The sequence below is a fragment of the Streptomyces sp. V2I9 genome (assembly GCF_030817475.1).
Taxonomy (GTDB): domain Bacteria; phylum Actinomycetota; class Actinomycetes; order Streptomycetales; family Streptomycetaceae; genus Streptomyces.
In genome coordinates this window covers 6,241,938-6,266,340 of the sequence record NZ_JAUSZJ010000002.1, presented here as the reverse complement: position 1 = coordinate 6,266,340, position 24,403 = coordinate 6,241,938, and the positions used below count along the sequence as shown (strand labels likewise).

General features: G+C 72.3%; 19 protein-coding genes. 5 read left to right on the top strand and 14 right to left on the bottom strand.

What is annotated here, in order from left to right:
* Position 1 precedes the first annotated feature (1 nt).
* From QFZ71_RS27195 to QFZ71_RS27145, 11 genes are all read right to left on the bottom strand, one after another.
* Positions 2–1,270, bottom strand: coding sequence for a VWA-like domain-containing protein (locus QFZ71_RS27195; protein WP_307670783.1), 1,269 nt, complete (start codon positions 1,268–1,270; stop codon positions 2–4).
* Positions 1,267–2,526: a MoxR family ATPase gene (locus QFZ71_RS27190; protein WP_307670782.1), complete on the bottom strand. Its 1,260-nt coding sequence runs from the start codon at positions 2,524–2,526 to the stop codon at positions 1,267–1,269. Before QFZ71_RS27190 ends, QFZ71_RS27195 begins: the two co-directional genes overlap by 4 nt.
* Before the next feature lie 104 nt (positions 2,527–2,630).
* Positions 2,631–4,073 carry a hypothetical protein gene (locus QFZ71_RS27185; RefSeq protein ID WP_307670781.1) on the bottom strand — a complete coding sequence of 481 codons (1,443 nt, stop codon included), beginning with the start codon at positions 4,071–4,073 and terminating at the stop codon, positions 2,631–2,633.
* 253 nt (positions 4,074–4,326) lie between these two features.
* Complete coding sequence (gene rbsD, locus QFZ71_RS27180) at positions 4,327–4,716, bottom strand: D-ribose pyranase (RefSeq protein ID WP_307670780.1); 390 nt, start codon at positions 4,714–4,716, stop codon at positions 4,327–4,329.
* On the bottom strand, positions 4,713–5,636 hold the full coding sequence (locus tag QFZ71_RS27175; RefSeq protein ID WP_307670779.1) for a ribokinase: 924 nt from the start codon (positions 5,634–5,636) through the stop codon (positions 4,713–4,715). The genes rbsD and QFZ71_RS27175 overlap by 4 nt, the downstream gene beginning before the upstream one ends.
* A gap of 58 nt (positions 5,637–5,694) precedes the next feature.
* Complete coding sequence (locus tag QFZ71_RS27170) at positions 5,695–7,650, bottom strand: substrate-binding domain-containing protein (RefSeq protein WP_307670778.1); 1,956 nt, start codon at positions 7,648–7,650, stop codon at positions 5,695–5,697.
* Entirely contained in the window at positions 7,640–9,226 is a 1,587-nt protein-coding gene (locus tag QFZ71_RS27165; protein ID WP_307670777.1) for a sugar ABC transporter ATP-binding protein, read from the bottom strand. The genes QFZ71_RS27170 and QFZ71_RS27165 overlap by 11 nt, the downstream gene beginning before the upstream one ends.
* The gene (locus tag QFZ71_RS27160; protein WP_307670776.1) at positions 9,223–10,239 is read right to left on the bottom strand and encodes a LacI family DNA-binding transcriptional regulator; all 1,017 of its coding nucleotides are present in this window, start codon (positions 10,237–10,239) and stop codon (positions 9,223–9,225) included. Before QFZ71_RS27160 ends, QFZ71_RS27165 begins: the two co-directional genes overlap by 4 nt.
* Positions 10,240–11,025: 786 nt before the next feature.
* Complete coding sequence (locus tag QFZ71_RS27155) at positions 11,026–12,312, bottom strand: methylmalonyl-CoA mutase family protein (protein ID WP_307670775.1); 1,287 nt, start codon at positions 12,310–12,312, stop codon at positions 11,026–11,028.
* A gap of 14 nt (positions 12,313–12,326) precedes the next feature.
* On the bottom strand, positions 12,327–13,262 hold the full coding sequence (locus QFZ71_RS27150) for an ROK family protein (RefSeq protein WP_307671602.1): 936 nt from the start codon (positions 13,260–13,262) through the stop codon (positions 12,327–12,329).
* A 34-nt stretch (positions 13,263–13,296) separates the two neighbouring features.
* Positions 13,297–14,832 carry an FAD-binding oxidoreductase gene (locus tag QFZ71_RS27145; RefSeq protein ID WP_307670774.1) on the bottom strand — a complete coding sequence of 512 codons (1,536 nt, stop codon included), beginning with the start codon at positions 14,830–14,832 and terminating at the stop codon, positions 13,297–13,299.
* 158 nt (positions 14,833–14,990) lie between these two features.
* Between QFZ71_RS27145 and QFZ71_RS27140 the strand changes: the two genes are divergently transcribed.
* Positions 14,991–15,764 carry a thioesterase II family protein gene (locus tag QFZ71_RS27140; RefSeq protein WP_307670773.1) on the top strand — a complete coding sequence of 258 codons (774 nt, stop codon included), beginning with the start codon at positions 14,991–14,993 and terminating at the stop codon, positions 15,762–15,764.
* Between the two features lie 104 nt (positions 15,765–15,868).
* Here QFZ71_RS27140 and QFZ71_RS27135 read toward each other — a convergent pair whose 3' ends face one another.
* Both QFZ71_RS27135 and QFZ71_RS27130 read right to left on the bottom strand, forming a co-directional pair.
* Positions 15,869–17,344 carry an MFS transporter gene (locus QFZ71_RS27135; RefSeq protein ID WP_307670772.1) on the bottom strand — a complete coding sequence of 492 codons (1,476 nt, stop codon included), beginning with the start codon at positions 17,342–17,344 and terminating at the stop codon, positions 15,869–15,871.
* A gap of 110 nt (positions 17,345–17,454) precedes the next feature.
* On the bottom strand, positions 17,455–18,627 hold the full coding sequence (locus QFZ71_RS27130; protein WP_307670771.1) for a 3-deoxy-7-phosphoheptulonate synthase: 1,173 nt from the start codon (positions 18,625–18,627) through the stop codon (positions 17,455–17,457).
* Positions 18,628–18,897: 270 nt separating this feature from the next.
* Here QFZ71_RS27130 and QFZ71_RS27125 point away from each other — a divergent pair, with 270 nt between their 5' ends.
* Both QFZ71_RS27125 and QFZ71_RS27120 read left to right on the top strand, forming a co-directional pair.
* Positions 18,898–19,632, top strand: a complete 735-nt coding sequence (locus QFZ71_RS27125) for a hypothetical protein (RefSeq protein ID WP_307670770.1) — start codon at positions 18,898–18,900, stop codon at positions 19,630–19,632.
* Positions 19,629–20,666 carry a 3-dehydroquinate synthase gene (locus tag QFZ71_RS27120; protein WP_307670769.1) on the top strand — a complete coding sequence of 346 codons (1,038 nt, stop codon included), beginning with the start codon at positions 19,629–19,631 and terminating at the stop codon, positions 20,664–20,666. The genes QFZ71_RS27125 and QFZ71_RS27120 overlap by 4 nt, the downstream gene beginning before the upstream one ends.
* Before the next feature lie 65 nt (positions 20,667–20,731).
* On the opposite strand, the gene QFZ71_RS27115 is transcribed toward QFZ71_RS27120, so the two are convergent.
* Entirely contained in the window at positions 20,732–21,166 is a 435-nt protein-coding gene (locus QFZ71_RS27115; RefSeq protein ID WP_307670768.1) for a type II 3-dehydroquinate dehydratase, read from the bottom strand.
* 222 nt (positions 21,167–21,388) lie between these two features.
* Between QFZ71_RS27115 and QFZ71_RS27110 the strand changes: the two genes are divergently transcribed.
* Positions 21,389–22,552 carry a DegT/DnrJ/EryC1/StrS family aminotransferase gene (locus tag QFZ71_RS27110; RefSeq protein WP_307670767.1) on the top strand — a complete coding sequence of 388 codons (1,164 nt, stop codon included), beginning with the start codon at positions 21,389–21,391 and terminating at the stop codon, positions 22,550–22,552.
* Positions 22,549–24,300 (top strand): HAD-IA family hydrolase, encoded by a 1,752-nt coding sequence (locus QFZ71_RS27105; protein WP_307670766.1) that lies wholly within the window; start codon positions 22,549–22,551, stop codon positions 24,298–24,300. The genes QFZ71_RS27110 and QFZ71_RS27105 overlap by 4 nt, the downstream gene beginning before the upstream one ends.
* The last annotated feature ends 103 nt before the right edge of the window (positions 24,301–24,403 follow it).

Sequence of the window (24,403 nt, the reverse complement as noted above, 5' to 3'; positions counted from 1 at the left end):
GTTATGCGGGGGCCCCGCCGCCGGGCTGTCCGATCTCCACCACCCGCGCCCATGCCGGGGGCCGGCGCGGTAGGTGACCGGGGTCGTCCTCGTCCCGGGAGTGACGTCCGTGATCCCTCGGGAAGAGGCCGACGACCGTGCGGCAGGCCGGTCGCGTCGCGGGCCACGGTGTCTGTCCGTCGGTCAGGATCACCACGGCGTCGGGGCGGGGGTGCCCCCGCAGCGCCTTGGCGAAGCCCGTACGCAGGTCCGTCCCGCCGCCTCCCACCAGCGGGATGCCCTCCGCCCGGCACAGCGGGTGGACGACGCGGGTCGCCGCGTCGCAGGCCAGGACGGTGACCAGGTCGCGGCGGCCGCCGACCGCTCGGGAGATGGCGGCGACCTCCAGGAGGGCGCTGCCCAGTTCGGCGTCGCTCACCGAGCCCGAGGTGTCGATGACGACGGAGACCCGCGGCGGTCTGCGGCGCAGGCTCGGGAGGACGACGCCGGGCAGTCCGGTGGAGCGGCGCGACGGGCGGCCGTAGGTGTAGTCCTCCCCCGCGCCGGACCCCGAGGCGGCGGAGCGTACGGCGGCGCCCAGCAACTCCCGCCAGGGCTGCGGAGGATGGAACGCCTCCTCCGCCCACCGCTTCCACCCCTTCGAGGCGTTGCCCGGCCGGCCGGTGATGCCCTGTGCCACCCGGAAGCGGACCGCGTCCTGTTCGTGGGCGCTGAGCCCGTGCGCGCCGTCGGGCCCCTGCTCCCAGTCCCTCTCCAGCCCGTCGGCGCCGCTGCCACAGTCCAGCCAGGCGAGGTCCCGGGTACGGGGGCCGAGCCGGAACTGGTACAGGTAGTCCTCCATCAGCTCGCCGGGCTTCAGGTGCAGCGTCGACGGGTACACGGCGCCCTTCGGACGGGCCAGGCCGTCGCCGTAGACGTCGTCGTTGATCTCGCAGTCGGCGGCGATGTTCATCCGCAGCCGGTCGCCGGGCCCGGTCAGTCCGCGCTGCCGGGCGACCCGGTCGCTGCGGCCGTGGTGGTCGCGCAGCAGGTGGGACACCTCGTGGACCCAGACTCCCGCCAGTTCCTCCACCGGGGTGCCCGCCACGAAGGACGGTGAGACGTAGCACCGCCAGTACCGGTCCACGGCCATGGTCGGAACCTGCCGCGACTCCACGGTGTGCAGGGCGAACAGGGCGGTCGCCAGATAGGGGCGGGCCCTGGCGGCCTGGAGGCGGGCGGCGAACAGCTTGTCCAGGTCGAGCGCGGCCGGCGCGTCCGCCGCCGTCACCGGCCCGCCTTCGCACCGACGCGGGCCACCCGGTCCGCCGCCCGGTCCGCACGCCGGGACAGGGAGACCACCCCGGCGAGGTGCTCGATGGCCGCCGGTACGTCCCAGTCCTCCTGCCGCAGCGCAGCGAGGGTCGTCGCGGGGACGACCACCAGGTCCGGGGCCCCTGCCTCCAGGGCGCGGACGAGCAGCGCCCACGCCGCGTCCCAGCGGGCCCGGTCCGGCCGGGCGCGGACCGCCGCGACGACCCCGTCCAGCGCGGCCTGGCGGAGATCGCCGCGCTCGGGAAGGACGGCGCTCGCCGGGTCGGCGAGGAGGTCCTCGGGGTCCGGGAGGTCCATCCGGTCCAGGCTCGCCAGGAGCTCCAGCCCCGGACCGTCTCCCACCGTGCCCCTGACCAGCAGGGACAGCACCTCCCTGGAGGATCCGGCGGCAGTCGCGAACGCGATGAGGCTCAGGGTCATGTCCCAGCTGCGCGGCGACGGCCAGGGCCCGCCGCGTCGGGTCTCCGTGGTGGGCAGCCGGTGCACGAGCGTCGGGCGGGCGGAGAGGAGGCCGCACACCGCACGCCGGGCGAAGTCGACGGCCTCGGGCAGCTTTTCGGGGTGGAGGCGGGGCAGTGTCGCGCGGGGCCAGGTGCCGCCGAGGCCGCGGACGACGACCTCGTGGTCGTGGGTCCACCGGAGGTGGACGAAGCGGTTGGCGAGCGGCGGGCTCAGCTCCCAGCCGTCGGCCGCCGAGGAGCGCGGGTTGGCGGCCGCCACGATCCTCACTCCGGGCGGGAGTCGGAGAGCCCCGATACGCCGCTCCAGTACGAGACGGAGTAGCGCGGCCTGTACGGCGGGGGGCGCGGTGGACAGTTCGTCGAGGAATAGCAGCCCCTTGCCCGCCCGTACGAGACGGACGGCCCAGTCCGGCGGGGCCATCGGCACTCCTTGTTCGGCTGGGTCGTCGCCGACGACGGGCAGGCCGGAGAAGTCGGACGGTTCGTGCACGCTGGCGATGACCGTGGTGAGCGGCAGGTCCAGGGAAGCAGCGAGCTGGGTGAGCGCCGCGGTCTTGCCGATCCCCGGCTCGCCCAGGAGGAGCACGGGCAGGTCGGCGGAGACCGCGAGGGCCAGCGCCTCCAGTTGGGCGTCGGGGCGCGGTTCGGTGGTGGTGTCGCGGAGCAGGCTCATCAGAGCGTCGGCGACGGCGAGTCGGGAGACGGGAGCGGGGTCCGCGAGCACGGCGGTGGACGGACTGTTCGAGAGCATGAGAGATCACCTGAGGGTATGCGGGAGGGCGGATGGGCCAGGGTGCGTGCGGGTGTGGACGAAGGTGGTCACGGAGCGGGAACCGGCGGTTCCGGTGCCCGGAGTCAGCAGACGGCCGTGGGGCGCGGACGCCTGGCCCGGCGAGGACGGGGGGCGACGAGGTGAGGGCCCGGACGGTGGTGGACGGGGCCGGGTTCGAACAGGCCGGCCCGGTACAGTCCGTAGGTGATCCGCCGTTGCGCGTCGGCCTCCAGTTCGTCCCGCAGCGGGCCGTCGCGCAGGACCGCCTCCGGGCCGAGCAGTTCCTCGACGACGGCCAGGGCCCCGGTGAGATCGCCGTGGTCGAGGCGTTCCCGGACACCGGTGAGGCAGTCCGGCCGCCGGTGCGCCTCGTCGATGGCCTGGAGGCAGGGCAACGGCGTTCCGGTCAGAGCGACCAGCAGCTCTTCGCGGCGGATCTCGGCCGGGTCGTGGTCCAGCGCAGCGAGGGCCCCTCCGACCAGGCCGATCCGATGCTGCACTCCCCGGCATTCCACGAGGCGCGACGATCCCGCCCGGTCGCCGGTACGTGAACGTGCACCGTCCGGATTCGGCCCCGGAAGGTCCGGGACGAGGGCACGCGCGACCAGCGGGTGCAACCGACCGGCCTCGATCGCCCCGGTACGGAGCAGGTGGAGGTCGGGCAGCACCCAGGTGGCGGCGTCCGGCAGCACCGGTGTCGCGGAGGGACCGGGGTCCGGGGTCACGGCTGTGATGCGCCCGGCAGGCAGCCCGCAGCCGGACTCCTCCCGGGCCTCCATGTGCAGGAGGAGCCGACGGCGGCCCCCCAACCGCACGCTCACCGTTCCGGCCGGCCCCAGCCCCTCGGCACCGAGCAGGATCACCGCCTCCGCCGCCCACCGGTCGACGGCGCTGCGGCGGCCGGGCGGCACGGCGCTCCACAGCTGCGTATCAACCGACGCGATGACGTGCCGGGGTGGCTGCCTGTCGGCCCCGGATCGGGTCCGCAGGTCGTCGGCCCTGCGCGCATCCCACAGGTGGCGGTGCAGATCGAGGCGGAAGCGCCGGTTCGGATGCGGGTGGGGGTGGCGGCGGGCGCCCGGTTCGGTGTGCGAGCCGTCCCACAGCGCGAGGCTGATCCGCTGCCCGGCGTCCGCCCAGGCGGGCGGGGTCCGGACGACCAGGCGCAGGGGGCTCCGCCCGTCACGTTCCGGTGGGTCGTAGCGGGCCAGCTCGATCGTCAGGCCCGGGCGCAGCAGCCCGTGCGGGGCGATCCTCGGCATGTGCCAGCGCAGCAGGTCGGGTGCCAGATGGCGGAGGTCCGCCCGGATGCGGACGGCTGTTTCCCGGCCGTGGTCACGGACCACGGACCGGAGGCGGAAGTCGATGTCGACGCCTGCTGCGGCGCACGCTCCTGCCCAGTCCCCGGCCTCACGGCGGGCGGTCGCGGTCCGGATCATCGAGGCCGGCACGGCGTACTCGCGCACGCGCGGCCAGAAGGAAGAAGGGGAGGAGTGGGAATCCCGGTTCGCGGAGGAAGTGAGCATCAGCACTCACCTTGCGCGGACGGGTCCCCCGATCTGTTCTCGGAGTGAGTCATCGCGGGGAGCATAGCTCCGGTGACCGGGCGCTGCCAGGAATTTATTCTGCGACGGGACGCGACACGACCGGAGCGGGGTGCCCGCGTCCACCCTGAGCGGCACTGACGTACCACTCCGCTCGCCGGAACCGTTTCTCGCCCTCGGGCGAGCCCCCCGCACGCCCGCGTGCCCGTCCTTGTGCCGTCGGCGTCCCGCCCGTTCAGAAGAAGACGCCGCACCGCAGCAGGACGTTCGCGTACGGCCGGGCCTCCCCGGTGCGGACGACGAGGCGGGCGGCGGGGGTGAGCGCCTTCAGGGCCTCGTGCGGAACCAGTTCCAGCCAGGGGAAGTGGGTGTCCAGGAGTGTCGCGGCCTCCGGGTTGGCTTCCCGGATCTCCTCGGCGGCCGTCGCGCCCTCGACGGCCAACTCGTCGAGCAGGCCGTCCAGCACCTCCGCGAACGACGGGATGCCGGCGCGGAAGGCGAGGTCCACGACGCGCGGGCCGGGAGGGATCGGCATGCCGACGTCGCAGACCAGGACGCCGTCGCCGTGGCCGAGTTCGGCGAGCGCGCCCGCCAGGTGGCGGTTGAGGATGCCCGACTTCTTCACAGCGCGTCGACCTCCTCCAGCGTCGGGAACGACTCCTGCGCCCCCCGCGCCGTGACGGCCGCCGCGCCCACGCGGACCGCGAAGGCCGCCGCTTCCCGCAGGTCGTCGCCCCGGCCCAGCCGCCAGGCCAGGGCCGCCGTGAACGCGTCCCCGGCGCCGGTGGTGTCGAGGGCTTCGACCTTCGGACTGACCAGGTGGTCCAGGGAGTCCGTACGGCTGTCCGCCACCAGCGCGCCCGCCGCGCCCAGGGTGATGACGACCGAGCGCGGGCCGAGCGCGAGCAGGGCAGGGGCCCAGTCCTGCGGGCCCTCCCCCGCACCGTCGCCGAGGATGTACCGCGCCTCGTGCTCGTTGACCACCAACGGGTCGCAGGCGGCGAGGACTTCGGCGGGGAGCGGGGCGGGCGGCGAGGGGTTGAGGACGAGCCGGGTCCCCGGCCCCCGGCCGCGTACCGTCTCGGCCACGGTCGCCGACGGGATCTCCAGCTGTACGGAGATCACCCGCGCGGCCGCCAGCAGGGGGGCCGCCGCCCGGATGTCCTCGGGGGTGAGGCGGCCGTTGGCCCCCGGCGAGACGACGATGCTGTTGTCGCCCGAGGGGTCGACGGTGATCAGCGCGACGCCCGTGGGGGCCCCGCCGATCAGGACGCCGTCCGTGTCCACGCCCGCCGCGCGCTGGCTCTCCAGCAGGAGGCGGCCGTGGCCGTCGTCGCCGATCCGGGCGAGCAGGGCCGTCCGGGCGCCGAGACGGGCGGCGGCCAGCGCCTGGTTGGCGCCCTTGCCGCCGGGGTGGACGGCCAGATCGGAGCCGAGGACCGTCTCGCCGGGGGCGGGGCGGCGTTCGACGCCGATCACCAGGTCGGCGTTGGCCGACCCGACGACCAGCAGGTCGTACCGGTCGTCGGGGGCGTTGTCGCGCATGAGGGCTGCTTCCTGCTTTCGTCGGTCCGGGCCGGTCGACGGATTCGGTGCGGGCGGTTCAGGAGAAGTCGGCGACATTCTTCCGTGTGACCACCTTGACCGGCACCTTCACCATGTCCTCGACCTTCTCGCCCTTCGCTGCCATCACCGCGTTGCGGACCGCGATCTTCCCCAGTTCGGCGGGCTGTTGGGCGACCGACGCGTAGAGCGTTCCGGCCTCGACCGCCTTCAGCCCGTCCGGGGTCCCGTCGAAGCCGACGACGGAGACGGACTTCCCGGCCTTGCTCCCGAGCGCCTTCGCCGCGCCGAGCGCCATCTCGTCGTTCTCGGCGAAGACGCCGGTGACGCCGGGGTGGGACTGGATGAGGTTCGTCATGACGTCCAGGCCCTTGGTCCGGTCGAAGTCCGCGGGCTGCTTGGCGACCACCTTGATGTCCGGGTACGCCTTGAGGCCTTCCGCGAACCCGGCCCCGCGCTCACGGCTGGCGGAGGTGCCCGCCGTGCCCTGGAGGATGACGATGCTGCCCTTGCCGCCGAGCTGGTCGGCCAGCGCGTCGGCGGCCAGCTTGCCGCCCGCCACGTTGTCGGAGGCGACGAGCGTGGCGGTGTCCGCCTTGTTGACGCCCCGGTCGGCGGCGATCACGGGGATGTCCGCCTTGTCGGCGCTGCGGACGCCCGGCCCGACGGCGTCCGAGTCCACCGGGTTGACGATGATCGAGGAGACGCCGGAGCTGGTGAAGTTCTGGAGCTGATTGGCCTGTTGGGAGGCGTCGTTCTGGGCGTCGGTGACGGTGAGGTCGATGCCCGCCTTCTCGGCCTCCGCCTGCGCGCCCTCCTTCATCTGGACGAAGAAGGGGTTGTTCAGCGTGGACAGCGACATGCCGACCTTGGTCGTGCCGCCGGACGATCCGGAGTTGAGGAAGGAGACCGCGCCGACGACGATCGCCGCGCAGAGCGCGGCCCCGCCGAACTTCAGCGCGTTCCTCCTGCCGGAGCCCGGTGCGCCGGGGGCGGTGCCCGCCGAGGAGGCCGCGCCCGAACCGGCCTTGCGGCGCAGGGTGTCGAGCAGGACGGCGAGCGCGATGACGACGCCGATGACGACCTGCTGCCAGAACGCCGATACGGACAGGAGGTTGAGGCCGTTGCGGAGGACGGCGAGGATGAGCGCGCCGATGAGGGTGCCGGACGCCTTGCCGACACCGCCGGCCAGGCTCGCCCCGCCGATGACGACGGCGGCGATGGCGTCGAGTTCGTACCCCTGCGCGGCCTGCGGCTGGGCGGAGACGAGGCGCGAGGCCAGGACGATGCCCGCGACGGCGGCGAAGAGGCCGGACAGCGCGTAGATGACGATCTTCTGGCGCTTGACGCGGAGCCCGGAGAGCCGGGCCGCTTCCTCGTTGCCGCCGATCGCGTACATCGAACGGCCGATGAAGGTGCGGCCGAGGATCAGCGCGGTGATCAGGCCCATGGCGATCATCACGAGGACCGGTACGGGGAGCCGTCCGCCGATCGTGTCACCGAGCCACGAGACGGAGTCGGGGAAGGCGATCGGGCTGCCCTGCGAGATGACGAGCGAGAGGCCGCGGGCGATCGAGAGCATCGCCAGCGTAGCGATGAAGGGCGGGAGTTTGCCGTACGAGACGAGGGCGCCGTTCACGAAGCCGCAGGCGATGCCGGTGACGACCGCGAGGACGACGGCCAGGACGACCGGCACCCCGGCGGAGGTCGCGGACCAGGCGAGGACCGTTGCGGACAGGGCCGCGACCGACCCGACGGACAGGTCGATGCCCGCCGAGACGATGACGAAGGTGACGCCGAACGCCAGGATGGCGGTGACGGCCGCCTGGACACCGACGTTCAGCAGGTTCTGGGTGGTGAGGAAGTCGCCGGAGAGCAGCGACATCGCCACCACCAGGACGACGAGGGCGCTCAGCGCCCCGTTGTCGAGCAGGACGCGGCGCAGCACGGAGGCTCCGCCCGTACCCGCGTCACTCTTGGCTGTCTCAGTGGCCACGGGGGCCCTCCTCTTCCTTCTTCGGTGCGGGGTGTCCGGTGGGGGCGGGGCCCTCACCGGACATCGGTGCGGCGACGGCGAGGGCCATCACCGCGTCCTGGGTCGCCTCGTCGGCGGCCAGCTCTCCGGCGATGCGGCCCTGGGCCATGACGAGCACCCGGTCGCTCATGCCGAGCACCTCGGGCAGATCGCTGGAGATCATCAGGACGGCGTGCCCGGAGGCGGTCAGTTCGTTGATGAGCTGGTAGATCTCGACCTTGGCGCCGACGTCGATGCCGCGGGTGGGCTCGTCGAGGATGAGCACCCGCGTGTCGGCCAGCAGCCATTTGCCGATGACGACCTTCTGCTGGTTGCCGCCGGAGAGGGTGCGCACATGCTGGTCGAGACCGGACATGCGGACCCCGAGCTGCTGCGCGATGCGGGCGGCGGCGGTGCGCCGGCCCTTGAGGTCCACCAGCCCGGAGCGGGTCGCCGAGCGCAGGGTGACCAGGCCCAGGTTCTCCTGCACGGAGGCGTCGAGGACCAGGCCCTGGCCCTTGCGGTCCTCGGGTACGAGTCCGAGCCCGGCACCCATCGCGGCGGGGATGTCGTGCCGGGTCAGGCGCTCGCCGCGGACGTCGACGGTGCCCGCGTCGTACGGGTCGGCGCCGAACACCGCGCGGGCCACCTCCGTACGCCCGGCGCCGACGAGGCCGGCGAGGCCGACGACCTCCCCGGCGTGGACGTCGAAGCTGATGTCGTGGAAGACACCGTCACGGGTGAGGCCGCGCACCGACAGCAACGCGTCGCCGGGGTCGGGGCGTTGGCGCGGGTACTGCTGCTCGATGCTGCGGCCGACCATGAGCCGGACGAGCTCGTCCTCGGGGGTCGACGCGGGGACCTGGCCGATGCTGCGGCCGTCGCGCAGGACGGTGACGCGGTCACCGAGGGCCGCGATCTCCTCCAGGTGGTGGGTGATGAAGACGATCCCGACGCCGTCCTCGCGCAGCCGGCGGACGATCGTGAAGAGCTTGTCGACCTCCTCGGAGGTGAGCACGGCCGTCGGCTCGTCCATGATCAGGACACGGGCCTCCAGGCTGAGCGCCTTGGCGATCTCCACCATCTGGAGCCGGGCGATGCCCAGTTCGCGGACCTTGGCTTCGGGGCGTACGTCCACGCCGACCCGGCGCAGCAGCTTCTCCGCGTCCTGGCGCATCCGGCGGTGGTCGACGATTCCGAAGCGGCGCGGCTGGCGGCCCAGGAAGATGTTCTCGGCGACGGTGAGGTCGGGGACGAGGTTGAACTCCTGGTAAATGGTGGCGATTCCGAGACATTCGGCATCCTGCGCGCCCTCGATGCGGACTTCGCGTCCCTCGGCCAGGATGCGCCCGTGGTCGGGCCGGTAGGCGCCGGAGAGCATCTTGATGAGGGTGCTCTTGCCCGCGCCGTTCTCGCCGAGCAGGACGTGCACCTCGCCTCTGCGGAGGTCGAAGTCGACGTCGTCGAGCGCCACGACGCCCGGGAAGGTCTTGCGCAGACCTTCGATGCGCAGCAACTCGTCGGGGGCGGTGGCCCGTTGCTTCTGCAGGGCGGTCAACGGTCGCTCCTCTCGTTCGGTGCGGCCTCGCCGCACGAGCGGCGTACGACGAGGCGGGCGGGCAGGGTGACGGACTGCGGGGTCCGTCCTTCGATCCGGTCGGCGAGCGCGCGCACGGCGGCCCGCGCCAGTTCGGCGGTCGGCTGCGCGATGGCGGTGATCGGCGGGTCGGTGTGGACGAACCACGGGATGTCGTCGAAGGCGGCGAGCGCGATGTCGTCCGGCACCCGCATCCCGCGCGCCCGGATCGCGTCCAGCGCGCCGAGGGCCATCAGGTTGTCGGCCGCGAAGACGACCTCGGGCGGTTCGGCGAGGTCCAGGAAGCGCTCGGTGGCCCGGCGTCCGCTGGCGGCCTGGAAGTCGCCCTGCCCGATGTAGGCGTCGGGCAGGGCGAGCCCGAGCTCCCGCAGCGCGTCCCGGAACGCCTCGACGCGCTCGTCGCCGGTGGTGGTGGCGGCGGGCCCGGCGATGATGGCGAGGCGACGGTGGCCGAGGCCGTGCAGATGTGCGACGAGGTCCCTGACCGCTCCCGTGCCGTCCGCGCGGACGACGGGAACGTCGATTCCGGGGATCCAGCGGTCGACGAAGACCATCGGGGTGCCGCTCAGCGTGACGTCCCGCATGAGGGGAGTGCCGCCGTCGGCGGGCGAGACGAGGAGGCCGTCGATCCGGCGGTCGATGAGCGTGCGGACGTGGTGGTCCTGGAGATCGGGCCGCTCGTCGGCGTTGCCGATGATGACGCTGTAGCCGAGGGCGCGGGCCTCCTCCTCGACGAAACGGGCGAGCTCGGTGAAGTACGGGTTGAGCACGTCGCTGATGACCAGGCCGAGCGTGCGGGTCTGGGCGGTGCGCAGCGATCGGGCCACCGCGTTGGGCCGGTAGCCGAGGGCTTCGACGGCGGCGAGGACGCGGGTACGCGCCTCCTGGCTGACGGACGGATGGCCGTTCAGCACGCGCGACACCGTGGCGACGGACACTCCCGCCTCGGCAGCGACATCCTTGATGCCCGCCATGTCCGGACCACCTCCTTGTGGTTTCCGTGCACCTCGAAACCTGGGAGCCGACCGGTGGGGACCGGACCACGACGCCGTGGAATCGATTACACGCATGATTGGAATCGATTACATGGCTCAAAGCAAGACCCGCCCGGTGGCCGATATCCGATCGTGACGGGAAGGGTGCGCGACAGCACGGGGCGGGGCCGGGAGGCGCGGCGGCACCGCGCGGTCCGGTGCCGCCGACACTCCGCGCACCATCGCCACCGAAGTCTCCGGCCGGCCGGAGACGGATGCGGCAACGCCCACCGAACGCCGGACCGGTCCTCGGAGCGCGCTCTCCGGAAGCTCCATCGGCGCGAGGCCGGGCCAGTTCCAGGACCGCCCGCTGCGGGGGCACGAGCGGCTGGACCTCACGGGCGAAGGACTGCGTGGCGGAGCGGGGACCGGAATGCCCCTCGCCGCGATGAAGTCGCGGAACGACGGGGGCAGTTCAAGCACCGGCCCGTGGCCCCGGACGATGGCCTGGCTCCCGCTCTCCGGCAGTGGCGGCGGGCTCCGGAGCCGAGGCGCCCGGCTCCGCGCCCGGTCACGGCGTACCGTCCACCGCCGCGACGAAAGCTGCCTACCGGTCGACACCCCGGAACTTCTCACGGCGGTGGACGAAGAACGGCGCCCCGAAGACTCCGTCCCGGTCCATCGGGAACACCTCCGCCACGCCCCGGGCCCGCGGCCGCAGGGCGTCCGCCGTCGGATGCGCCAGGTGCGGCGCCTCCCAGCAGCCATGATCCGGCCCGGGAAGGGTCACTCGGCGTCGCTGGGCGGGTACGTGCCCCACACCTCGCGCAGGGCGTCGCAGACCTCGCCCACGGTGGCGTGCGCGGCCAGGGCGTCCTTCATGGGAGGGAGGACGTTGGCGTCGCTCTCGGCGGTCTTCTTGAGCAGGTCGAGCGCGTGGCAGACCCGCGTCTGCTCGCGCCATGCCCGCAGCTTGGCGATGCGCTCGGTCTGCCGGGCTTCGACGGCGAGGTCGGCCCGGTTCCGGCTGCCGGAGTCGGGCCGGTGGGCGGCACGGCCCGAGCCGCGCTCGATGTCGTCCTTCTGGAAACCTCGTTCCACGGCACCGACGGCACCGCCGAGGTCCTCGACCTTCCGTAGCAGTTCGAGGACGGCGACCTCGAAGTCGTCGGCCCCTTCCCCCATGGCTTCGGAGCCGACCAGCGGGGCCACCGCGGCGGCCGGGTACCTCGCCGGGGCCCGCGTCCGGGCGGGAGGGCGCGCGCTCCCGGCACCGAACTCCTCGCGCACCACCCGCGCCCAGACGCGCCGCGCGGCACCGAGGACCGCGGTCTCGTCCAGGGCGGTCGCACGGGCGGCGAAACTGAAGGACAGGCGGGACGCGAAGTCGGCGGCGTCCAGTCCGGCCGCCGTCGCGGAGCGCACGTAGGCGACGCCGTTGGCGAGGGTGAAAGCGACCTCCTGCGCGGGAAGGGCGCCCGCCTCGGCCATGCTGTGGCCCGAGACCACGATCGGGTTCCACCCGGGCATCTCGGCCCGGCAGTACGTGAACACGTCCGCGGTCAGCCGGAGCGACGGCCCGGGCGGGAAGATGCACGTCTCTCGCGCGACGTACTCCGCCAGCACGTCGTTGCGGACGGCGCCGGTCAGGCGGCTCACGGCGACGCCCTGTTCCTCCGCCACCAGTTGGTACAGCAGCACGAGCAGCGCCGCCGGCGCGTCGATCATCAGGGAGGTGGACACTCCGTCCAGCGGAACGCCGCTGAAGACGACGCGCATGTCGTCGAGGGAGTCGATCGCCACGCCGGCCTTGCCGACCTCTCCGCGGGCGCGCGGCGTGTCGGAATCGTGCCCCCTTCGGGTGGGCAGGTCGAACGCGACCGACAGCCGTCTGACGCCCTGCCCGATCAGGTACCGGTAGCGTTCATTGGACGCCGCCGCCGTGGCGGAACCGGCGTACCGGCACTCCGCGGTGTCCCGGCCGCCCACGGTGTTTCGGCCGCCCGGCCCGTCCCGCCCGTGGACCGGCGGGACCCGTCGGTCCGACTCCGCGCGTCCGCGGCTCCGAAGCATCACTCACTGTCCCTTCAGCCTCTGGGCCACGGGTGTTCGACGACAGCTGAGGCACCGGCCCGGTGCGTCGTCCCGAAGGTCTCCTCGGCGAGCAGGACGGCACCCCTGAGCGAGGACCGCCCGCCGAGGGCGGCCGGCCGGACCTCGACCGGCGGGACACCGGGCCTGGCCAGTTCTCTCACCCGCTCGGCGACCGAGTCCACCAGTGCGGGCAGGCCCGCGGCGAAACCACCGCCCACGCAGACGATCTCGGGATGGGCCAGCTCGCAGATGCCGACCGCGGCCCGGGCCAGGGCGGCGGCGGTCTCGTCCACCGCCGCCCTGGCCCATGGCTCGCGGGCCGTGAACGCCTCCACCAGGGCGGGGAAGTCGGTCTCCCGGCCCCGCAGTTGCGCGGCACGACGCAGGGTGGCCGGCCCGGAGGCGACCGCCTGCACGCAACCCCGGCGTCCGCAGTCGCACCTCGGTCCGTCGCGGTCGATGAGTACGTGCCCGACCTCGCAGGACCCCCGGGCCGGCCCCGGCCACGACCGTCCCTCCACGACCAGTCCGCCTCCGACGCCGGTGCCCACGCCGAGGTAGAGCAGGTTCGCGCCGCCCGCTTCCCGCGCTTCGGCCAGCGCCGCGAGGTCACCGTCGTCCGCGAACACCGACGGGGTGTCCGGGAACACCCGGCCGACGGCGGCCGTCAGGTCGAGCCCTGTCCAGCTCGGCCGTCCTGGCCACGTGAGCACCGTGCCGGCCGTGTCGCAGACCGCCGGTACGGCCAGTCCGACGCCCCGGAGCGGTGCCGTGTCGTTCCGCAGCAGCGCCCGGACCCGTTCGGCGATCAGGTCCATGTCCGCCGCGGCACCGTTGCCCGCGGGCCACCGGAAGGTGTCCTCCAGCGCACCTGCGCCGTCCACGCGGCCCTGGAGACGCAGGGCGACCTTCGTCCCGCCGATGTCGATACCGAGGTAACTGATGCCGCTTCCTCTCCTCGGGTCAGCTGCCCACGCTCTGACCGTGGTGGAACACGTTGTGCGGGTCGTACGAGGTCTTCACCCGCAGCAGTTCGGCGTAGTTGTCGCCGTAGTACGCCCGCTTCCAGTCGGAGAGACGGGGGTCGGGGAAGTTGATGTACGCCTCGCCCGTCGACGCCGGCTCGATGATGCGCGACCCCCGGTCCACGAAGTCGACCATGGCGGCCTCGTCCTCCGCGGGCGGCGTCGCCGACGAGGTCATCGCGGCGAAGCCGGTCATGAACTGGGCGGTGCGGTGCCAGTACGCGGTCTCGGTCCGGCTCGCCTCGTTCGCCCGGCCGCCGGTCGCGGTGAAGCTGAGCAGACGGGTCTGCCCGGCGTACCGTTCCCGGTCGTAGAAGTCCAGCGCGTCCACCAGGACCGATCCGGTCACCGGGCGGTCGTAGATCCGGGTACGTTCGCGCAGCACGCCGTTGCGGGGCAGGACGGCGTCCGGGTTCTGGCCGACGAGGTGGCACTCACGGGTGGTCAGCTCTCCGCAGCCGTACACCCGGCGCATCACGTCGCCGTAGGAGAGCTCTGCGATCTCCTTGGTGACCGGCGCGGTGCCGGCTTCGGCGGCCATGGCGTTCAGCTCGTTCTCCAGTGCGCTCCGCTGCCCCCAGTAGGCCCCGGTGATCGCGATCGTCGGGACGTTCCCCGAAGCGGCGTCGGGCAGGATCACCAGCAGGGCGGAACCGAGGTCGTACGGGCCGGTGACGCTCCACTCCTGCCACGCCTCCAGCACTTCCGGGGCCTTGTCCCAGGACCACTCGGTGTGGAAGAAGACCCCGCGCGGCTGCTGGACGGGGCGGACCTCGAAGTCCATGACGATGCCGAAGTTGCCGCCGCCGCCACCGCGCAGCGCCCAGAACAGCTCGGGCCGCTGGGTGGCCGAAGCGGTGACCAGCCGACCGTCGGCGAGCATGACCTTGGCCGACACCAGCCGGTCGGACGCGGTGCCGTACTTGCGCGTCTGATGTCCGACACCTCCGCCGGAGACGAACCCGCCGGGGCACACCGTCGGACAGGTACCGGTCACGATCTGACGATCGTACGGTTCCAGCGCGGCAAGCGCGTCGATGGCCTTCACGGCGGGGCCGATGTGGACGGTCCGGCTCCCGACACCGACGTGGTCGAAGGCCGACAGGTCGATGACCAGACCCTCGCCCGTCGACCAGCCGGCGAGATTGTGACCGCCGCTGCGGGTACGTACCTCCACTCCGTGCCGCTGTGCGAACAGCAGGCACGTGCGGACGTCCGCCACGGTCCGGCAGTAGGCGACGCCCGCGGGGTTCACGGTGCTGAACTCGCCGAGATAGACGGTCTTGGCGTTCTGGTAATTGCCGTCGGAGGGGCGTACCAGCTCCCCGTCGAGCGCATTCTCCAGGGCATCCCAGTCTCTTGGAGCCGTGGTACCCGAAACAGCGCCGGCGAAAGCCGCTGACGATATGGCTCCGGTCGTGGCGGCTGCGGCCAATCCGCTGGCGGCCCTGAGAAGATTTCTCCTGCTCGGCATACTTTCCCGTCCCTTCGGTAACTCCCGAACCGTAAGGACTGCGAAGCAAGAAAGGGAACCCCTATCAACCCCCTTAAGCGGCTTGCCGATTGACGCTTGCCGACCGCCCGGATACATGCGACGTTGGCCGCCGCGTGAAGATTCCCGGAAGGACGCGCATGACTCTCTCTGCCATCGAAGCGAACGCATGGATACGGCGTTACCACCCGTCACCGGAGAGCCGGGCAGATCTCGTCTGCTTCCCGCACGCCGGCGGCTCCGCCCCCTATTTCTCCCCGGTGTCCGCCGCCCTCGCGCCGTCGTACGAGGTCGCGGCCGTCCAGTACCCGGGCCGCCAGGAGCGCCGGCACACGCCCTGCATCGACGACATCGGCGAACTGGCCCGCCGCTCCCACGCCGCGCTGGGACAGGCGGGCATCATCGGGTCCGGGAGGCCGGTGGCCCTGTTCGGGCACAGCATGGGCGCCGTGGTGGCTTTCGAGGTGGCCCGGCTGATGGACCTGGAGGGGGGCGCCGGGCCGGTGGTGCTGTTCGCGTCGGGACGCCGTGCCCCGAGCCGCTTCCGGGAGGATCACGTCCATCTCCGTGACGACGCCGGCATCATCGAGGACATCCGCGCGCTGGGCGGCACCGATTCCCGCGTCCTCCAGGACCGGGAACTGCTCGACCTGATCCTGCCCACCCTGCGCAGCGACTATCGCGCCGTCGAGCGGTACCGGCGGGACGCGGACACCCGGATCGGTGCGCCGATCACCGTCCTCGTCGGGGACAGCGATCCGCACACCACCCGTCAGGAGGCGCTCGCCTGGGGCGGCCATACCTCGGCCGGCTGCACGGTGCACACCTTCCCCGGCGGTCACTTCTACCTGGAGGATCAGCAGGCGGCGGTCCTCCGGACCATCACCGAGGAGCTGGAACGCCTGCTGCCCTGACGGGCCGGGCGGCGGGCGGACGGCGGCGGAGGCCGGGACGGTGTCCCGGCCTCCGCCGTGTGCGACCGGGTGGCCGGGTGCGGGCCGCGCGCCGGTGGGGCCGGTCAGCCGGTGACGAGGTCCGACTCGGCGGCGCCCGCCGTGCCTTCGGCAGGCTGCCGGCGCTCCGGCTCCTTCTTCGCGAGCATGACGGCCCCGATGACCAGGGCCAGCAGCACGAATCCGGCGGCAAGCAGGAACGCCGCGTGGTAGCCACCGAGCAGGGCCTCCGGCTCGGACTTGCCCGCGGTCGTGAGGGTGTCCGTACGGGAGCTGACCACCGCGCTGAGCACCGCGAGGCCGATGGCGCCGCCGACCTGCTGGGTGGTGTTGAACAGGCCGGACGCGATGCCCGACTCCTCGGGCGTGACGGAGGACATGCCGAGCCCCATCATCGCCGGGGCGGCCAGACCGAAGCCGACGCCCATGAAGAGGCTGGCGGGCAGGAAGTCCACCGCATAGGTGCCGTCGACCCGGGCGAACGAGAGCATCACGAAAGCCACGATGATGAGGACCAAGCCCGTGAACAGCATCGGGCGCTGCCCGAACTTGGTGATCAGCCGGGCGGACAGCCCCAGGGAGATGGCCGCGATCACGACCGCGATCGGCACGAATCCGAGGCCCGCCTCCAGCGAGCTGTAGCCCAGCACGCGCTGGACGTACAGCGTGCCGAAGAACAACAGTCCGAACATGCCCGCGATCATCATGAACTGCACGATGTTCGCCGCGGTCAGGCTGCGGGAGCGGAAGATGCCCAGCGGCAGCAGCGGCTGTGCGGCGGTGGCCTGGCGCACGACGAAGCCGACGAGCAGCAGGATCGACAGCAGGCCGAGGAGCAGCGTCTGAGCCGAACCCCAGCCGGCCTGCTCGGCGTCGACGAGCGTGTAGACCAGCAGTGTCATGCCCGCGGTGACCAGCACGGCGCCGAGGAAGTCGGTCCCCTTGCTGAGTCCCTGGCCCCGGTCACGCTCGATCCGGCCGAGACCGACCAGGATGAGGACGGCACCGATCGGGGCGTTGATGAAGAAGATCCAGTGCCAGCTCAGCGTGTCGGTGAGAACGCCGCCCAGCAGCGGTCCGACCGCGCCGCCGCCCGCCGAGGCGAAGCTGTAGGCGCCGATGGCCTGCGCCACTTTGCGCGGCTCGGAAAAGGTGGTCGCGACCATGCCGAGAATGCAGGCGGAGGCGACGGCCCCGCCGATGCCCTGGATGAACCGGAACAGAATCATCGTCGCCTCGCTGGACGCGAAGCCACACAGCAGAGAGGCGAGGCTGAAGAGCCCGACACCGGTGAGGAAAACGACCTTCCGGCCGATCAGGTCACCGAGTCGCCCCGCCAGAAGAAGCAGGCCGCCGAACGGGATGACATAGGCGTTGACAACCCAGACCAGATTGTCCGAGGAAATTCCGATCCCCCGCTGCACCGCCGGAAGTGCCACGTTCACGATATTCTGATCGAGCACGATCATCAATTGGCCGAGGCATAGAACGCTGATCGTCAGCCACGGCGATTTACTCTTCTGCAGGGCTGGCTGGCCCATCTCCGGTCGCCTCCAATAGTGCACCGTTTGTTACAGCAGCCATGATGCGTGCCCGTGGCGACGAGCGGAAGAAGGCACTTCTTTGTGCCACAGACACATCGGTGTGCCTTTCACGTCCGGCTCTTCGACAGCGCCGCCACGCGATGGGCCACTTCCATCGCCTGGTCGGCGTTGAGCCGGGGATCGCAGAGGCTCTCGTAGCGTCCGGTGAGGCCATGGGCGGTTATACCCCGCGGGCCGCCGAGGCACTCGGTCACGTCGTCCCCTGTGAGCTCCAGGTGCACCCCGCCCGGGTGGGTGCCGAGCGCGCGGTGCACCGCGAAGAAGCCCTCGACCTCGTCGACGATGTCGTCCAGGCGCCGGGTCTTGTAGCCGATCGCGGACTCACGGGTGTTGCCGTGCATGGGATCGCACTGCCAGACGACCTGGCGGCCCGTCGCGGCGACCCGTTCGACGAGGGGCGGGAGCACGTCCCGGACCCTGGTGCTGCCCATCCGGCTGATCAGGGTGAGCCGTCCGGGCTCGCCGTCCGGGTCGAGCCGCTCGACGTATTCGGCGACCTGGTCGGCCCGCGTACCCGGGCCGACCTTCACCCCCACCGGATTGGCGAGCAGCGCGGCGAACGCGAGGTGCGCGCCGTCGGGCCGGCGGGTGCGCTCACCGATCCACAGGAAGTGCGCCGATCCCGCGTACGGCCGGCCGGGCTCGTCCGGGTCCGTCACCAGCAGGGCACGCTCGTAGTCGAGGAGCAGGGCCTCGTGACTGGTGTAGATGTCGGCGGGGTGCCCCGAGCGCAGCATGCCGAGGGTGTCGCGGGCGTTGCGGTAGCCCTCGATCATCCGCACGGGGTCGGGGACGCGCGCCCCGGCGTCGGGGGTCGCCGCGTTGACGATGTCGCCGCGGTACACGGGCAGCCCCAGACCGTCGACGGCCTGGGAACGCGGCTTCGCGTACTGACCGGCCAGCCGGCCGACGGTCACCACGGGCAGCCCCGCCTCGTCCGCCAGGACCGCCGCCATCCGTTCCAGGGTGTCGACGGTGCCCCGGACGTGGTCCGGGGTGTTCCCGGCGAAGGTCTCGGCGCAGTCCCCTCCCTGGAGCAGGAACGCCTCGCCGCGGGCGACCAGAGCCAAGTCCCCGCGCAGCCTGCGGATCTGGTCCGGAGTGACGAGCGGGGGCAGTGTCGCCAGGAACGCGGAGACCGAGCGCACCTGCTCCTGGTCGGGCCACGGGGGCTGCTGCGCGGCCGGCCTGCCCAGGGCCTCGGAAATCCGGTCACACATTTCTCGGGAAAGGCCGGGATGTTCCTCGGCCGCATTGTCCATCTGAACAGTCGGATGCATAAGGTCATTGAAACGGCAGGGGCGAACCCCTAGCAGTACCCCTAACCACTCCCTCATTTTCTTCGGCACAGCTCACGGGAGCTTCGACAATTGCCCTCCGGTCATCGTGATCCCTAGGATCGGCGACGTCCAGGACCGGCCCCGCGAAGATCGAGGTGGATCGTTTTGGCGCGTCAATGGCTGTTCGTGCGCCTGTATGGCGCCGCAAGGGTGCCCACGCCCCTGCCCCCCGTACTGCCGCGCCTGGCGCGGCACCTCCGGTCGGCCGACCCCGGAGCCTGTTTCTTCTTCTCCCGCGCCGACGGCCCGGCGGGCCCGGCGGTCGACGTCTGGGTGGACTGCGCCCCCCGGGTCCGTCCGGGCGTGGTGGAGCTGCTGCGCGCGCGGACCGGGCCGCCATGGCGGCTCGCCGTGCGGCAGGACGTCCGGCGCATCGCCGACCGGAGGCATGAGAGCGGCCGGGAGGTGACGGACGAACTCGCGGCGGTGTCCACAGCGTTCGCCCTGGCGGTGCTGCCGGAGGGCGTGCCGGATGCGGAAGACGCGTTCCGGCTGGGCGTGACCCACCTGCGGGACCTGGTCGGACTGCTCCCCGAGGGCGCCGGGCCGGGGTTCCTCTTCCAGTGCTGGCAGCTCTGGAGCGCGGCACTCCCGCCGAGGCGGCGGGAGGAACTTGCGGTGGAGGCGGACGTACGGGCGGCCACCGTGCCGCACCCGCGGTCGGAAGCCCGGCAGACCTATCTGGAGCGCACACGGCACGTCCTGCGGCAGGGTCCGGCCGGCGGCCTGCCGGAGCCGTACCTGCTCCTGCATCACGCGGGCGCCACGCACGACCGGCTCGGGATACCTCCCGCCCGGAGTGCGGCGGCCGCACTCACCGTACGCAACGAGCTGACCGAACGACCCGCTCAGCTGCCGGCCACCGCTTCCGGGGGCCGGGTATGAGCGCCCCGGCGACCCGCGACGCGAGCACCAGTGTCCGGGTGGCGCTGCGGGAACGCTCCTACGACGTGCACATCGGCGCCGGGACCCGGCACCTGTTGGCCGCATGCGTGGCCGAACTCGGCGCCTCGCGTGCCGTGGTCGTCTCCGCGCGCCCGGCGGAGTGGGTGCCGGACCCGGGGGTGCCCCACCGCGTGATCGAGGCGCGGGACGGGGAGCAGAGCAAGACGCTGGAGACCGTGGGGAACCTGTGCCGGCAGTTCGCGGACGCCGGGCTCAGCCGGAGCGACGTGGTCGTCTCCTGCGGTGGCGGGACCACCACCGACACCGTCGGCCTGGCCGCCGCGCTGTACCACAGGGGTGTTCCGGTCATCCATCTGCCTACTTCGCTGCTCGCCCAGGTGGACGCCAGCACCGGAGGCAAGACGGCGGTCAACCTGCCCGAAGGGAAGAACCTCGTCGGCGCGTACTGGCAGCCCAGCGCCGTCCTGTGCGACACCGACTATCTGCGCACCCTGCCCGAGCGGGAGTGGCTCAACGGCTACGGCGAGATCGCCCGCTGCCACTTCATCGGCGCCGGCGACCTGCGCCGGCTCTCCACGGTCGAGCAGATCACGGCGAGTGTGCGGCGCAAGGCGGAGATCGTCTCCCGCGACGAACGGGACACCGGTCTGCGGCATCTGCTCAACTACGGCCACACGCTCGGACACGCGCTCGAAGTGGAGACGGACTTCCGGCTACGACACGGTGAGGCGGTGGCCGTCGGCACCGTGTTCGCGGGTCGGCTCGCCGGGGCGCTCGGCCGCATCGGCCCGGAGCGCGTCGAGGACCACCTCGCCGTCGTACGGCATTACGGACTGCCCTGGCAGCTGCCCGCGGACGTCGACGACAAGGCGCTGATCCGCCTGATGAAGCTGGACAAGAAGGCGCTCGGCGGCCTGGCCTTCGTCCTCGACGGGGCGGCCGGCGCGGAGCTGGTCCCCGGCGTTCCGGAATCCGTGGTGAAGGAGTGCCTGGCGGGGATGGACCGCGGCTGAGAGGGACTCGGGGGCGGGCCGGGCTCGGGGCATGATGCCCCGAGCCCGGCCCGCCCCCCCTGGCGTCACTCCGGGACGAGGTGCAGCAGCGCCTTCGCCGCCAGGCGGTACCCGTACGCCCCGAGACCGACCACGACTCCCCCGGCGAGCGGTGCGATGACCGACTCGTGCCGGAACGACTCGCGCGCCCAGACGTTGGAGAGGTGCACCTCGATCCAGGGGCGCGGGTAGGCGGCGAGCGCGTCGCGCAGGCTCCAGCCGGCGATCATCAGGGCACCCGGGTTGACGATCGCGCCGACGGTGTCGGGGTGGTCGTTGACCGCCCGGACGAGGGCGCCCTCCGCGTCGTCCTGGATGCCGGACACCGTCCAGCCCCGGTCCGCGACCTCTTCCGCCACGGCTTTCTCGATGTCCGCCAGAGTATCGGTCCCGTAGATCTCCGGCTCACGACGGCCGAGGATGCCGAGATTGGGGCCGTTGAGCAGCAGCAGTCGGCTCATGACGCCACCTTTCAGTCGACGATGGTCGCCCCATTTCTAGCCCCAGTTATACCCGGTGCGAAACCGTGGAAGAACGGATTCGATGCAGGGGGGTTGTAGGGGGTGGGCGGCCGGGTTCACGTCAGGTATTTTCGACAAGCGCGCGGTCGACAACTCCCGCCGCCTCTCGAGAGACATATCCCTCCGTCGAAGAACTTCTCCAGTAAGTAAAGGACAGGGACCGTGAGCATTTCCCGAGACGTTCCGGAATTCCCGGCTTGGCCGCAGTTCGACGACGTCGAGCGCGTCAACCTCCTCCGCGCCCTGGAGCAGGGCCAGTGGTGGCGCATGGGGGGCAGCGAAGTCACCGAGTTCGAGCGCGAGTTCGCCGAGTATCACGGCGCCGAGCACGCGCTGGCGGTGACCAACGGCACCCACGCCCTCGAACTCGCGCTCCAGGTGCTGGGGGTGGGGCCGGGCACCGAGGTGATCGTGCCGGCGTTCACCTTCATCTCGTCGTCCCAGGCCGCACAGCGTCTCGGTGCCGTCGCCGTGCCGGTCGACATCGACCCCGGGACCTTCTGCATCGACCCCGCCGCCGTCGAGCGCGCGATCGGGCCGAGGACGGCCGCCATCATGCCGGTGCACATGGCCGGGCACATCGCCGACATGGACGCGCTGGAGAAGCTGTCCGCCGACAGCGGGGTGCCGCTGATCCAGGACGCCGCCCACGCGCACGGTGCCCGCTGGCAGGGCCGCCGGGTCGGTGAGTTCCCGTCGATCGCCGCGTTCAGCTTCCAGAACGGCAAGCTGATGACCGCCGGAGAGGGCGGTGCCGTGCTGTTCCCGGAGGGCGAGCAGTACGAGCAGGCGTTCCTGCGGCACAGCTGCGGGCGGCCGTCGGCGGACCGCGGCTACTTCCACCAGACGTCGGGGTCGAACTTCCGCATGAACGAGTTCTCGGCCGCGGTGCTCCGCGCCCAGTTGAGTCGTCTCGACGCCCAGATCAGCCTGCGCGAGGAGCGTGCGCCGCTCCTCACCCGCCTCCTCGACCAGATCGACGGTGTGACGGCGCAGAGCCGCGACGAGCGGTGCGACCGCAACCCGCACTACATGATGATGTTCCGGCTCCCCGGCATCACCGAGGAAGCGCGCAACGCCCTGGTCGACAAGCTCATCGCGCGGGGCGTTCCCGCCTTCGCCGCGTTCCGGGCGATCTACCGCTGCCCCGGCTTCTGGGAGACCGGCGCTCCGGAGCTGTCCGTGGACGAGCTCGCCTCCCGGTGCCCCACCACCGAGGCCGTGCACCAGGACACCGTCTGGCTGCACCACCGCACGCTGCTGGGCACCGAGGAGCAGATGCACCGGATCGCCGACATCGTCGCCGACACCCTGGCCACGGCATGAGCCGGCGTACCGGCGAAGGGCCGCTGCGCGTGGCGGTCGTGGGGGCCGGCTGGGCCGCGCGCTCCATCTGGCTGCCGCGGCTCACCGCGCACCCCGCGTACCGCGTCGTCGCGGTCGTCGACCCCGACCCGCGGGCGCGCGAGGCCGCGAGCCGGGACGCGTTCCCGGCGCTGGCGTCCGTGCGGGATCTCCCACCGGACACCGTGGACCTCGTCATCGTCGCGGTCCCCAACCACCTGCACGCCACCGTCGCCGAGACGGTCCTCGGCGCCGGTGTCCCGGTGTTCGTGGAGAAGCCGGTGTGCCTGTCGTCGGCCGAGGCCGACCGGCTGGCAGCCGCCGAGTCGGCCGGCGGCGCGGTCCTGCTGGCCGGGAGCGCGGCCCGGTACCGCACCGATGTGCGCACCCTGCTGGAGCTGGCGGAGTCGGTGGGCACCGTCCGGCACGTCTCGCTGGGCTGGGTCCGGGCGCGAGGGGTCCCGAGCGGCGCCGGCTGGTTCACGCAAGCGCGGCTGTCGGGCGGCGGCGCGCTGATGGACCTGGGCTGGCACCTGCTGGACGTGGCCGGGCCGCTGCTGGGCAACGCCAAGTTCCGGCACGTTCTCGGGGCGGTGTCGGACGACTTCCTCACCGACGGCACCGCGCGCGCCGGCTGGCGCGAGGACGGCACGGCGGAGCTCTCCGGCGACGTCGAGGACACCGCACGCGGGTTCCTGGTGACGCCGGACGGCCCCTCCGTGTCCGTCACGGCCTGCTGGGCCTCGCACCGGCCGGACGACGTCACCACCCTGGTCGTGGAGGGCAGCACGGGCACGCTGAGCCTGTCCTGCACGTTCGGTTTCAGCCCCGCGCGCCAGGAGCACTCGGTGCTCACGCTGACCCGGCACGGGCAGGAGACGGTCGTACCGGTCTCCGGAGAGCCGGTCGGCGCCGAGTACGACCGGCTGCTCGACGGCCTGCCGGCGATGTTGGCGGACCCCGCCTCCCGCGGTCTCGCGGTCCGCGAGGCCGCCCGCAACGTCGACGCCATCGAGCGGCTCTACGACTCGGCGGCGTCGACGCGCCCGACGGCGCGGCCGGCGGTGCCGCACCGGGACCGGCCGCCGAGGGCGGTGGTCTTCGACCTCGACGGCGTCGTGGTCGACAGTTTCGAGGTCATGCGGCAGGCGTTCACCCTTGCCTACCGCGAGGTGGTCGGCGACGGCGAACCGCCGTTCGAGGAGTACAACAAGCACCTCGGGCGGTACTTCCCCGACATCATGCGGATCATGGACCTGCCGTTGGAGATGGAGGGGCCGTTCGTCCGGGAGAGCGCGCGTCTCGCCGACCGGGTCACGCTCTTCCCCGGAGTCCACGACCTGCTGCGGCTGCTGCGCCACCACGGGGTGAAGTGCGCGGTGGCGACGGGCAAGGCCGGCTGGCGGGCCAGATCGCTGCTCGACCGCTTGGGCGTCCTGCCGCTGTTCGACCACGTCATCGGATCGGACGAGGTGGCCCGGCCCAAGCCGGCCCCGGACATCGTCCTGCGCGCCCTCGACCTGCTCCGGGTCGATGCCGAGGAGGCGATGATGGTCGGTGACGCGGTGACGGACCTGGCGGCGGCCAGGGGCGCGGGCGTGGCGGCGGCCGCCGCGCTGTGGGGCGAGACGGACGAGCGGTCGCTGATCGCCGCCGAGCCCGAACACACCCTGCGTAAACCAGCCGATCTAGCCGAATTGTGCCTGCCCGCCGAGGCCGCCCTGGCGTGATCCGGCCGGACCCGGCCGGACCTCCGGCCGGGTCCGCGGAAGCCCCGTTCCTCCTTGTGAAGCACCGCCGTCCCCTCACCCCGGACACCTTCAACCCCCGATA